Genomic DNA, 12314 nt, shown 5'->3' with positions numbered 1-12314 from the left:
CCTATTGTGTCTCCTCGGCCCGCCACGGTGCAAGCGCATCGGCCAGCCCATCCCTTTGGTGGCCCCTGGACATCACGCGCACAACGCGCCCGATCCCTTGCGGCCCCATGCCGATTTCAATCCCCAGGCCCGGCCGCCGCAAAAGCGTTGGCGCGCGCTCGGGCCATTCGACAAGCACAATATCGCTCTCGTCCTCGATCAGCCCCAATTCGTCGATCTCGGATTCATCGGCAAGCCTGTAAAGGTCCGCATGGATGATGCCGTCATAGGGCTGGACGATCGCAAATGTGGGGGAGGGGACTTCGAGGTCGGGCGCCCCCAGCCGCGCCCTTATGATGGCCCGGGCCAGCGCCGTTTTGCCCACCCCCAGATCGCCCTCGAGCGTTACGATATCGCCCGTGCGGAGATGGGCGGCAATCGCCGCCCCGATGGCGTCGGTCGCGGCATCGTCGGGCGCCAGCAGCGCGATCATGGTCCTATTCGCCCGCGTTCTGGGCCAGCGCGGTGTTGGACGGAATGATCACCGTCACCCGCGTCCCGCGCGGCTGGCGCCCCTCGATCAGAACCGAGCCGCCATGGAGATTGACGAAGGTCTTGACGATCGCCAGCCCCAGCCCCGCGCCCCGCTGGCGCCCCTCGACCGATTGCCCCTCGAAGCGCTGGAACATCGCGTTGCGCACATCCTCTGGTATGCCCACCCCGTCGTCCTCGACGGCAAAGGCGATCCGCTCGTGGCCACGCGAGGAAACCTTGAGCCGCACCTGCGAGCCCGGATCGGAAAACCGCGCCGCGTTGGACAACAGATTATAGAGCACCTGCACGATCCGCGTCCCGTCGGCAACAAATGTCGGCAGATCGTCTCCGATCTCGACGGCCAGGTCGACCTTTTCCTCGCCGCCCGTAAACGTCGCGTCGAGCCCGGCCCGCGCCTTTTCGATCAGCGCGGAAATGTCGAGCACTTCGGGGTTGAGCTGGGCAATGCCCGCATCCACGGTCGCCAGGTCCAAAATATTGTCGATCAGCAGCCCCAGATTGGCGCTCGAGGAACGGATATAGTCGGTATAGGCGCGCTGCCTGTCTGAAAGCGGGCCCACCTCGCCCGACGCCAGAAGATCGGCAAAGCCGATGATATTGGTCAAGGGCGAGCGCAATTCGTACGAAACGTTCTGGACGAACGTATCTTTCAGCCGGTCCGCCGCGATCAGCGCCTCGTTGCGCTCCTTGAGCACCCGCTCGTAATTGGCGCTTTCCGAAACGTCCACGAACGTCATCATGGTCTGCCCGTCGGGCAGCCGCACCACCGCATAGTCGAGCAGCCGCCCGTCGGCGCGGGTGATGCGTCCCTTGGTGTCCGATCGCGTGGGGTTGAGATCGACGATGCGCTGTTTGAGATCCCCCCAGATGCGCCGCCCGTCCTCGGGAAACGCCTCGGCGCAGGCCCTTGCGATCTCGTCGATATGGGGGTGGCTGCCCAGCGTGTTCATGGGCAGCTTCCACAGCATCGAGAGCCGCGGATTGTGCAGTTTGAGCCGCCCATTGGTGCCGAACACGGCAACGCCCTCGGTCAGCGCGTTCAGCGTTTCGCGCTGCACGTGCATCAAGGCGTTGTGCCGGGTTTCCAGCGCCAGGCGCTCGGTCATGTCCTCGAACACATAGATCACCCCGCCCGTGCCGGTCGCGGGGGCAGCGATCACATTGGCGCAGCGCCCGTCGGGCAGATACCAGGGCACCTCGCGCGGCGCGGTCAGCGCATAGCTCATCAGATGCTTGCCGCGCCAGTCGCGATAATCGGTCTCCGCCGGCAGCAGCCCCTGGGTGCGCAGCTTGTCCAGGATCGCCTTTTCATTGGGCTCGGTGTTGAGCCAGCCGGTGTCCAGCCCCCAGAAATTGGCATAGGCCGTGTTGTAATGGGTCAGTTGCTGGCGCTTGTCGAAAACGGCGATCGGGGTGGCCAACGCATCGATCACAGTTGTCAGATGCCCCAGATCGGGCTCGGCGTTCGCAGCTTCGGCGGGCTTGGCCCGCGCCACGGGTAGATAGCAATAGCCCGCGCTGCCCCCCGAAAGCGGAAACAGCACAAGCTCGAGCCCACCCGCCAGCGCATGCTCTTCGGTAAAGGCGATGGTATCGGCCGCGTCCTCGATGGCTTTTAAATGCCGCTCGCGGGTCGGGGCGTCAAAAATGTCCGGCGCCGTGCCGCGCTCGCCCTTGAGCCCCAGCGTGCGGGTGAAATGGAGGTAGGCCGCATTGGTGTAGATCAGCAGCCCGTCCTTGTCGCGCAGCCAGGCGGGGATGGTGAGGTTTGAAAGGATCGCCTGCGCCTCGGCCGGGGAGGGCAGGCGGGTGAGATCGGCGCCCTTGAGCGGCGGTTCGACATTGGCGCCCGATGGCCGCAGCCGCACCACCGCTGCCCCGCCCACCAGCCGTCCCGTGGCCCTGATGATCCGCCCGTCGCGCGCCGTCACCGATGTTTCAAACACCCGGCCTTCGATGCGCAAATCGGTCAGCCGCGCCGCCAGGGACCGCGCCGCTTCGTCTTCGAGCCAGGAGCGGAATTCGAGCACCGCATGGGGCCGGTTTTCCCCCGGCAGCAGGGCGTTGATCGGCCCGATCACCGAAGGTTCGATCCCCGCATCGCGCCAGATGATGGTGACTTCGGGCATCCCGGCCAGAAGGCCCTCGAACTCGTCGAGCGCGGCGCGCATCGCCCCCAGCTTTTCGCTCGCGTCGAGCCGGGCGGCTTCCGCTTCCCGTCGCCATCTGAGCGCCAAAAGCGTTGCGACCAGCCCGAACCCGGCCGCACCCAGCGCCATGGTGTAGGGTGCTGCGCCCGATATGGCGGTGGCGGCGAGGGGAGCGGCAAGGGCAGGGGAGGCGGCAAGAAGGGCAGCGCCCGCGCCGCCAACGGATACGAATCCCGTAAATCTCCGGAATCCCGCCGGCTGCATTCCTGATGCCCTCTTGCTCAATGATTTGCCTTGACTTGCCCCAGAGGCGGCCGGAAAGCCCCCCGAATCAGTTAACCATAACCGCGCCGCGAATCGCGAAAAAGAGTCAAACTGACGACCCGTGGATAACTTAGGGCTTGCACAGTCCGCAGAGACCCTTCTGATCCTGATTTGTTCCCCAAAAGGTTAACAAAAGGGGCGCCGAAGCGCCCCATGTCAGGTTCAAAGGTTAACGCAACAACCTTAGTAGCGGTAGTGATCGGCCTTGAACGGCCCCGCCGCCGGCACGCCGATATAATCGGCCTGCATTTGCGACAGCGTCGTCAGCTTGGCGCCCAATTTGGCCAGATGCAGGCTGGCCACCTTTTCGTCGAGATGCTTGGGCAGCACATAGACCTTGTTTTCGTAGTCCCCACCCTTGGTCCAGAGTTCGATCTGGGCCAGCGTCTGGTTGGAAAACGATGCGCTCATCACAAATGATGGGTGCCCCGTCGCATTGCCGAGGTTCACAAGCCGCCCTTCGGACAAAAGGATCATCTTCTTGTCGTCGGGGAATTCGACGATATCGACCTGCGGCTTGACGTTGGTCCATTTCAGGTTGCGCAGCGCGGCAACCTGGATCTCGTTGTCGAAATGCCCGATATTGCAAACGATCGCCATGTTCTTGACCCGGCGCATGTGATCGATGGTCAGAACGTCCTTGTTGCCCGTCGCCGTCACCACGATATCGGCGCGTTCGATGGCGTCGTCCAGCGTCACCACCTCATAGCCGTCCATAGCCGCCTGCAGCGCGCAGATCGGGTCGATTTCGGTCACCAGCACGCGCGCCCCGGCGCCGCGCAGCGATTCGGCCGAACCCTTGCCCACGTCGCCATAACCGCAAACGATCGCCACCTTGCCCGCCATCATCACGTCGGTGCCGCGGCGAATGGCGTCCACCAGCGATTCCCGGCAGCCATATTTGTTGTCGAATTTGGATTTCGTCACACTGTCGTTGACGTTGATGGCCGGGAAGGGCAGGTCGCCCTTTTCCTGCAGCTGATAGAGCCGCATCACGCCGGTCGTTGTTTCTTCAGAAACCCCTTTGATCGCCGCGCGGCATTTGGAATAAAAGCCCGGCTCGCGCTCCAGACGACGCTTGATGACCTTGAACAGCTCTTCTTCTTCCTCATTGGCGGGATTGGCCAGCACCGACGGATCGCTCTCGGCTCGCGAGCCGATCAACACCAGCATTGTCGCGTCCCCGCCATCGTCGAGGATCATGTTGGCGACCTCGCCATTGCCCCAATCGAGAATGCGGTCGGCAAAGTCCCAATATTCGGCCAGCGTTTCGCCCTTGTGCGCAAACACCGGAATGCCCGCCTCGGCAATCGCCGCTGCCGCGTGGTCCTGGGTCGAAAAGATGTTGCACGAGGCCCAGCGCACCTCTGCGCCCAGTGCGACGAGCGTTTCGATCAGAACCGCCGTCTGGATGGTCATGTGGAGCGAACCGGCAATCCGCGCGCCCTTGAGAGGCTGGCTGGCGGCATTTTCGGCCCTTATGGCCATCAGGCCCGGCATTTCGATCTCGGCCATCTCGATTTCCTTGCGGCCATAAGGGGCCAGCGAGATGTCCTTGACGGCGTAATTGGATGCGGCGCTCATCGGCCCGATCTCCACGTCTGATAACTGAAAAAAAGCGTGGGCCGCTTATACAAGAGAGAGGGTCGCTCCCGCAACCGGGATATAAAGAAAGTTTTATATCCTTAAAAAAGAGCCGATGGTGAAAGCCGGACTCGCCTATTCTCCGCAGTCATCCCGGGCGAAGACCCGGGACCCAGTAGCCACCAGCGCTTGCAACTCCGGCCGGGACCGTTGCTTTTGCCCCAATACAAATCGGCGTGTGACGAGGCAGGACTCGCCCCCTACAGCCGCCGCTCGGCGCGGCTGATCTTGACCCGGCTCCGCCGCCGCCTGAAGGGCGCCCCGATGATGCTGGCCAGCACCCAGAACACGGCAAACCCCGCAGCCAGTCCGGCGATCACATAGGCAAGCCCCACCACCGTCAGCGGCACGGCGGGCTCGAAATCCTCGAGCGCCGCGGCCCCCACCTCGGTGTCGAAATAGCGCGCGATCTCGAAAAGCTGGGTTCCGGCGGGCGCCTGGCGCAAATCGGCAAGCTGCGCGGAAAGCCGTTCATGGCGGTTGAACACCGTCTCCATGGAAATCCCGCGCTCGGTCAGAAACCCGTCGGCGCTGGCCTGATAGCGCTCCAGGCCCTCCTGCCGGGTCAGCCCGAACCGGGCAGCGTCCTGATCGAACTGCGCGATGATCGCCGTCAGCTCATCGACCGCGCCGGCCAGCCGCTGGGTATATTGCTGGGAATATTCGGGGGCTTGGGATAGCGTTGCCCCGCCAAGTGCGGCACCGATCAGGCAGACGATCCGTTTAAGCATCAGCGCTCGGTCTTTCGTTTGCCCCCGGTGAGAATACTGTCAGGCGCCCGGTTCGCCGTCCTGGTCCTCGTCGAACCCGCAACTGACCAGTTCTGTCAGCGCTTCGATGGCCTCGCGGGCCTGATTGCCCGTCGCCTGAACCAGAATTGTCGAGCCCGGCCCCGCCGCAAGCATCATCAGGCCCATGATCGAGGTGCCGCCAACCGTAACCCCGTCGCGGGTCACACTGACCTGCGCGTCGAAATGATCCGCGGTGCGCACAAAGCGCGCCGAAGCGCGCGCATGCAGGCCCCGCTTGTTGCAGATTGTCAGCCGCTGGCAGACTGCCCGGCCCGGCTCGGTAACTGTTGTGCTCATTTTCCTAAGACGTCGTTGGCGACGTTAATGTATTTACGCCCGGCCTCCGCTGCAAGGCGCACGGCGTCGCGCATCGCCATTTCGGGCCGGATGCGCGCCAGCTTGACCAGCATGGGCAGGTTCAGGCCGGCCAAAACCTCGATATCGCGATCCTGCATGACGGAAATGGCAAGGTTGGATGGCGTGCCCCCGAACATGTCGGTCAGGATCACCACCCCGTCGCCGCTGTCCACCGATTCCACGGCGGCAATGATGTCCTGGCGCCGGCCCTCCATGTCGTCTTCCGGACCGATGGAGACCGAGGCGATCCCTTCCTGGGGCCCCACGACGTGTTCGAGCGCCGAACTGAATTCCTCGGCAAGCCTGCCATGGGTCACGAGGACCAAGCCCATCATGATCGCTTCGCTACCTTTTTCTCTCCGCGCAACCGGGGCGGAGTCTTGATCGGGACGGTAAAGGTTTCAAGTCTTTTCGGCCCGCTATCCAGCGAAATCGGACGGACCTATCCCAGATTGGCGCCCAGGGCCCTTAACGCGGCATGAACCAGAAACCGCTGGTGCAGCCCGTCGATCCGTCCCCGGCGCGGCACCGGGCAGCGCGGCACCCAGATGCCGTCGATCTTTGTGGTCAGCGCCGATTCCTCGAGCAGGCGCTCTTCTTCCTCGACAAGGTCGACGACGAGATGAACATGGGCTCTTTTGGCAAAGGGCAGCGTGATGATCCCCCGCCCGCGCAATTCGATCATGCCCTCGATGGTCTCGGGGGCCTCCATGATCAGCCCGTCCTCGTCGGTGGACAGCACCACCCGATCGTCCGAAATCAGCAATGCCGTCTCGCCGCGCAGCCGCGCCTGTTCGAGCAGGTCGAGCGCCAGCAGCGATTTTCCGGCCCCCGAAACACCTGTAAGAAGGATGCCGTGGTCGCCGATCAGGATGCCGGTGCCGTGGGCGTTGTGTTTTTGTGCACTCAAGTTTTCGCTCTGGGTAGGGTGAGGGTGAACACCGCCCCAGTTGCATTGCTTTGGTTGGCCGCGTCAAGCGTACCCTGATGGGCCTGGGCGATCTGGCGGGAAATCGACAGTCCCAGCCCCGAATGATCGCCGAAACTTTCGCCCTCGGGCCGGTCGGTGTAAAAGCGCTGGAACACCTTTTCCGTATCGCCCAGCCCCGGTCCCTGGTCTTGTACTCTGGTGACGACGTTTTCGCCATCGGTGGAAATCTTCACGGTGACCGTGCCGCCATCGGGCGAAAACGACACGGCATTGTCGATCAGATTGGTAAACACCTGCGCCAGCCGCGTGTCGTGGCCCTTGACCAGCGGCGCGAACTTGCCGTCCTTGATCTCCAGTTCAACCCCGACGTCGCGATTGGCGGCAAGATCGGCCTGGATCGAAACGATCGCCGCCGCCAGCTCGCCCAGATTGACAGTTTCGGTGTTTTCGCGCGCCAGCTCCGCGTCGATCCGGCTGGCGTTGGAAATATCGGAAATCAACCGGTCGAGGCGCCGCACATCGTGCTGGATGATGTCGGCAAGCCGTTTGCGGTCCTTTTCGGTCTTGGCCAGCGGCAGGGTTTCCACGGCGCTGCGCAGCGAGGTCAGGGGGTTTTTCAGCTCATGGGCCACGTCGGCCGCGAACCGCTCGATGGCTTCGATGCGGTTGTAAAGCGCGTTGGTCATGGCGCGCAGCGAACCCGAAAGATGCCCGATTTCGTCGGAGCGATCGGTGTAGTCGGGAATTTCCGCCCGCGCCTTCATCGAGCTTTGCACTCGATCCGCCGCCGCCGAAAGCCTGCGCATCGGCCCGGCGATCGTTCCCGCCATCAATGCCGAAAGCGTTCCCGTCACAAGAGCGGCAACAAGCGCCAGTCGCAGGATCGACCAGCGCTCCTGGGCGACGATGGCGTCGATCTCGCCCGGACTTGTCGATAAGAGCAGCGCGCCGACCACCGAGCGCTGGCGCTGCACGGGCACCGCCACCGACACCACAAGCTGCCCGCGCGCGTCCACCCGCACGATATCGGCGGGCGAGCCGCTAAGCGCGGAGGCCACCTCCGGGTAGCGCAACCCCTCATGGGCCGGATAATCCTGATAGACGGGATATTCCCCGCCCCGCCAGAGCCGGCCGAACCAGTTCCAGACGGTAAAGAACAGCGGCTGGGATTGTGCGCTCTCCTGGGTTGGAGCCGAGCGCAGGATTTCACCGCTGGCATAGATGTTGTTGGAATCGAGGATCATCAGCCCGTCTCGGTCGTAGATCCGGGCCCGCGTGCGCGTCGGGGTCACCAAGTTACGCAGCAGCGGAGCCACCCGCTCGGGGCTGATGGGGAATTCAAGGCTCGGGTCGAACAGCGTATAGGAGGACGGAAAATCCCCCATATAAAGTTCGAGCAGCCTGTCGGGGTTGACGGTGATCGAATCCGAATTGGCCGTGGCCGAAGCGGCCACCGCCGCCGAAATGATTTCCCCCTGCACCCGCAGGGCGGAAACCCGCACGTCGATCAGCCCGGCCCGAAAGGTGTTGAGATACATGATCCCCGCCACCAGCACCGCCAGCGCCACCAGGTTGAGAATCACGATGCGCCGGGTGAGCGACGAAAAGAACGTGAAGTTGATAAGGTGCCCCACGCCGCGGAAAAACGCGAACACCGGGCGCATCATGGGCTGGCGGGCCGCCTGGCGCTCGCGGGCGGCCTTGGCCTTTTCTTCTCCCTTGGAAGGGGGAGCCGATCCTGAAATGGTTTCGCCTGCGTCCAATTGGAGCGCCTTCAAACAAATGCCCAAGGCATTGTTTTATTGCTCCTTGAAGCGGTAGCCCACCCCATAGAGCGTTTCGATCATGTCAAAACTGTCGTCGGTGCTCTTGAACTTCTTGCGCAGCCGCTTGATGTGGCTGTCGATGGTCCGGTCGTCGACATAAACCTGATCGTCATAGGCAGCGTCCATGAGCGCGTTGCGGCTCTTGACCACGCCGGGCCGCTGGGCCAGCGCCAGAAGGATCAGAAATTCGGTAACCGTGAGCGTCACCCGCTGCCCCTTCCAGGTGCAGGTGTGGCGCTCCTGGTCCATGACCAGCGAGCCGCGCTCGAGCGATGTCTTGGGCGCGCCCTCTTCGCCATTGACCACTGTGGCCCCGGCCTCCTTGGGCGCGGCGGCGCGGCGCAGCACGGCCTTGACGCGCTCGACCAGCAGGCGCTGGGAGAACGGCTTGGTGATGAAATCGTCGGCCCCCATCTTGAGCCCGAACAATTCGTCGATCTCCTCGTCCTTGGAGGTCAGAAAGATCACCGGCACGTCCGATTTCTGCCGCAACCGGCGCAGCAGTTCCATGCCGTCCATGCGCGGCATCTTGATGTCGAGAATGGCAAGGTCCGGGCGTTCCGATGTCAGCCCGTCAAGTCCTGAAGCGCCGTCTGTATAGGTGGCGACCTGATAGCCTTCCGCCTCCAGCGTCATCGAGACCGACGTCAGAATATTGCGGTCGTCATCGACAAGAGCGATCTTGGGCATGAATTTCCCTTTATCTGTTGCAGGCGCCCGGCAGGTAAGAATGCCCCCGGCACTTTGCAATGTCGCTTGTATGAACTCTTTACGCCGACTTTTGCCGTGCACAATACGCGTAAATTATGGCAAGACCAACGCCCGTCGCGGTTGCCGGTTCCACCCCGGGCGGCTTTGTCCGGCTAGACGAACGTCTTACGACCCATTGCCAGATGGAAGCGGGGTCGGCTCCGGCACTAATGTGGCCCTCAATATATCATAGCATTAATGAGTGTCCCAGATGACCGCCACCACGTGCCAGAGCCTTGCCAAAACCGTTGCAACCAAAGCCGCTTCGGTCCGGTTCAACGACAGCGCACCGATCCTTGTGCAGACCGCCGCCGAGCGTAAGGAGGGTGTGCTCAGCGCCGATGGCGCCTTTGTCGCCGACACGGGCAAGTTCACGGGCCGCTCGCCGGCCGACAAGTTCATCGTGCGCGACGATTTGACCGACAATCTTGTGTGGTGGGACAACACAAACGCGCTCGAGCCGGCCCAGTTCGAAATCCTGCTTGCCGATTTCACCGCCCAGCTCGAAGGCGTCGACCTGTTCGGCCAGCAGCTTCTGGCCGGCGCCGACCTCAAACACCAGCTCAATGTCGAAGTGCTCACCCCTTCGGCCTGGCACGCCCTGTTCATCCGCAATCTGCTGATCCGTCCGGCCCGCGCCGGGCTCGATGGCTTCGCTCCGAACGTCACCATCCTGCACAACCCCCAGTTCAAGGCCGATCCGGCCCGCCACGGCACGCGCACCGATACGGTCATCGCCATGGATCTGAGCCGCAACATCGTTCTGATCGGCGGCACGGCCTATGCCGGCGAAATCAAGAAATCGGTGTTTTCGCTGTTCAATTTCCACGCGCCCTCGGACGGCGTTCTGCCCATGCACTGCTCGGCCAACACCGGCAAAGGGGGCGATACAGCCCTGTTCTTCGGGCTTTCGGGCACCGGCAAGACAACGCTCTCGACCGACCCCGAGCGCATCCTGATCGGCGATGACGAGCATGGCTGGTCCGACGACGGCATCTTCAATCTCGAAGGCGGGTGCTACGCCAAGACCATCAATCTCTCGCCCAGGGCCGAGCCCGAAATTTTCGCCGCCACCAAGCGCTTCGGCACCGTGCTCGAAAACGTCGTGCTCGACGAGTTCACCCGCGAGCCCGATTTCGACGACGGCTCGAAAACCGAGAACACCCGTGCCGCCTACCCCCTCTATGTGCTCGACAACGTCTCGCGCACCGGCACCGGCCCCACGCCCACCAATGTGGTGCTTTTGACCGCCGATGCCTTCGGCGTGCTGCCCCCCATTGCGCGGTTGAGCCCCGAACAGGCGATCTATCACTTCCTGTCGGGCTACACCGCCAAGGTCGCGGGCACCGAGCGCGGCGTCACCGAACCCCAGGCCACCTTCTCGGCCTGTTTCGGCGCCCCCTTCATGAGCCTGCATCCCACGGTCTACGGCCGCATGCTCAAAAAGCGCATCCGCGAATCCCTTGCCGAATGCTGGCTCATCAACACCGGCTGGACCGGCGGCGCCTATGGCGTCGGCCAGCGCATTTCGATCAAGGATACCCGCCGCCTGCTCAACGCCGCGCTGTCGGGCGAACTGATCAACGTGCCGGCCCGTATCGATCCGGTCTTCGGCTTTTCGGTGCCGCTGGCCGTCGAAGGTGTGGATTCAAAGCTCCTCACCCCGCGCGAAACCTGGGAAGACAAGGCCGCCTATGACCGCCAGTCGGCCAAGCTGGTCGGGTTGTTCGAAGCCAATTTCGAAAAATTCGCCGCCGCCGACGCCCAGATCGCCGAAGCCGGCCCCCGCCTCGCGGTGGCTGCCGAGTAGCCCTAGAGCATTTCAGCGCTTCTTCGAATCGCTTCAATTGCTCTAAGTCTTTGTTTTGTCGCGCTTCCGAACCGGATAAGTGGTGCCCACTTATCCTGGAAGCGCTCTAACAAGGCTCGAACATCTCACAGTGAGGAAGACCCGCGCCGGATCCGTCCGGTGCGGGTTTTCTTTTGTGCAAGCTCCACACTGTCACCCCGGCCTTGAGCCGGGGTCCAGTACACTCAGCGCGTAAGACAGAATCGCCGACGCTGCCGGCTAGTCGATCCCGGGTCTTCGCCCGCGATGGCGACACTGGGAAATCGGCACCAGAGCGCCGCCACCCATCCAATCAGTAAAAGATGTGGTTCCCGATCGCGGCGACCTGGGTATAGGCAGAGGCCCAGGAGGGCGAAACCGTTGTTGTGTGGAAATACATCGCCGTGGTCAGCCCGTCCTCGGGGCGCTCGCCCTGAAGCGATTTGCGATAGGCAATCAGCGCCATGATGTTGGACTGAACCCAGCTTTCCCGGTCGATGATATTGCCGTTGCCGCCATCGTCGGGGCGCCCGTCGCAGGCAAAGGAGAACTGGCAGCGATTGACCATATGCGCGTTCTGGAACACCACCTCGCATACGGTGTCGGGATAGGTGCGGCTGTCGACGCGATTGAGGATCACCGAGGCCACGGCCCATTGTCCCCGATCGGGTTCACCGCGCGATTCATGGTAGATCGCCTGGGCGAGGCAGTAGATTTCCGAAGCCGCCAATTGCTTGCGCTCGGCGGTCGTGACATAGCCCTGGGAAACATAGTCGCTGAGCAGGTCCGCGGTCAGCACCGCCTCCTGCGCCTGCGCCGGATTGAGGCTCACCAGGCCAAGAACGGCCCCCGTCACCCACTTCAAGATGGCGTGCTTGCCCCGCGCCAAATCGCCAGCCATGTGTCCCCTTGTCCGGTTCGGCGCCTCACAGTGGTGCCGTTATCTCGTTGCCCTGACCCTTAACCCGCTCAAGCCATTAACGCGATGTTAAGCTTAATCAATGGTTAACGTCTAACCGTTTTGAGCGGCCTTGCAAAGAGCCCTAAAGCAGGGGACTGAACGCGGAGTGGTCCAAACCCGTTGGATTTTAGGTAAATTGGGTTCGCAAGGAACGCGGCAGCGCTCGCTTAGGCCAGCCTCAGGCACGGCGCAATTTGGGTCAGGCTGGAGCGAAAATG

General features: G+C 62.8%; 11 protein-coding genes. 1 reads left to right on the top strand and 10 read right to left on the bottom strand.

The annotated features are described in order from the left end of the window. Nucleotide 1 precedes the first annotated feature (1 nt). The 9 genes from tsaE to ACP148_RS15875 form a co-directional block, all read right to left on the bottom strand. Nucleotides 2-472, bottom strand: coding sequence for a tRNA (adenosine(37)-N6)-threonylcarbamoyltransferase complex ATPase subunit type 1 TsaE (tsaE, locus tag ACP148_RS15915; RefSeq protein ID WP_421952186.1), 471 nt, complete (start codon nt 470-472; stop codon nt 2-4). Nucleotides 473-476: 4 nt separating this feature from the next. Continuing rightward, complete coding sequence (locus tag ACP148_RS15910) at nt 477-2948, bottom strand: ATP-binding protein (protein ID WP_421952185.1); 2472 nt, start codon at nt 2946-2948, stop codon at nt 477-479. Between the two features lie 243 nt (nt 2949-3191). After that, nucleotides 3192-4592, bottom strand: a complete 1401-nt coding sequence (gene ahcY, locus ACP148_RS15905) for an adenosylhomocysteinase (RefSeq protein ID WP_421952184.1) — start codon at nt 4590-4592, stop codon at nt 3192-3194. A gap of 260 nt (nt 4593-4852) precedes the next feature. Further along, nucleotides 4853-5383 carry a DUF2937 family protein gene (locus tag ACP148_RS15900; RefSeq protein ID WP_421952183.1) on the bottom strand — a complete coding sequence of 177 codons (531 nt, stop codon included), beginning with the start codon at nt 5381-5383 and terminating at the stop codon, nt 4853-4855. 39 nt (nt 5384-5422) lie between these two features. Then, nucleotides 5423-5740: an HPr family phosphocarrier protein gene (locus tag ACP148_RS15895; protein ID WP_421952182.1), complete on the bottom strand. Its 318-nt coding sequence runs from the start codon at nt 5738-5740 to the stop codon at nt 5423-5425. Then, a complete protein-coding gene (locus tag ACP148_RS15890) occupies nt 5737-6135 on the bottom strand; it encodes a PTS sugar transporter subunit IIA (protein ID WP_014132638.1) in 399 nt (132 codons plus the stop codon). Before ACP148_RS15890 ends, ACP148_RS15895 begins: the two co-directional genes overlap by 4 nt. A gap of 107 nt (nt 6136-6242) precedes the next feature. Further along, entirely contained in the window at nt 6243-6710 is a 468-nt protein-coding gene (locus ACP148_RS15885; RefSeq protein ID WP_421952181.1) for an HPr kinase/phosphorylase, read from the bottom strand. After that, nucleotides 6707-8494 carry a stimulus-sensing domain-containing protein gene (locus ACP148_RS15880; RefSeq protein WP_421952180.1) on the bottom strand — a complete coding sequence of 596 codons (1788 nt, stop codon included), beginning with the start codon at nt 8492-8494 and terminating at the stop codon, nt 6707-6709. Before ACP148_RS15880 ends, ACP148_RS15885 begins: the two co-directional genes overlap by 4 nt. A 36-nt stretch (nt 8495-8530) precedes the next feature. Next, nucleotides 8531-9247, bottom strand: coding sequence for a response regulator transcription factor (locus ACP148_RS15875; RefSeq protein WP_014132641.1), 717 nt, complete (start codon nt 9245-9247; stop codon nt 8531-8533). Between the two features lie 271 nt (nt 9248-9518). Here ACP148_RS15875 and ACP148_RS15870 point away from each other — a divergent pair, with 271 nt between their 5' ends. Further along, complete coding sequence (locus ACP148_RS15870; RefSeq protein WP_421952179.1) at nt 9519-11117, top strand: phosphoenolpyruvate carboxykinase; 1599 nt, start codon at nt 9519-9521, stop codon at nt 11115-11117. 331 nt (nt 11118-11448) lie between these two features. Here the strand turns inward: ACP148_RS15870 and ACP148_RS15865 are convergent, their stop codons facing one another. Beyond that, nucleotides 11449-12036 (bottom strand): cell wall hydrolase, encoded by a 588-nt coding sequence (locus ACP148_RS15865; RefSeq protein ID WP_421952178.1) that lies wholly within the window; start codon nt 12034-12036, stop codon nt 11449-11451. Nucleotides 12037-12314 lie beyond the last annotated feature (278 nt).

It is taken from the genome of Pelagibacterium sp., assembly GCF_965249125.1.
Taxonomy (GTDB): Bacteria; Pseudomonadota; Alphaproteobacteria; order Rhizobiales; family Devosiaceae; genus Pelagibacterium.
This window is presented reverse-complemented; position numbering and strand designations above follow the sequence as displayed.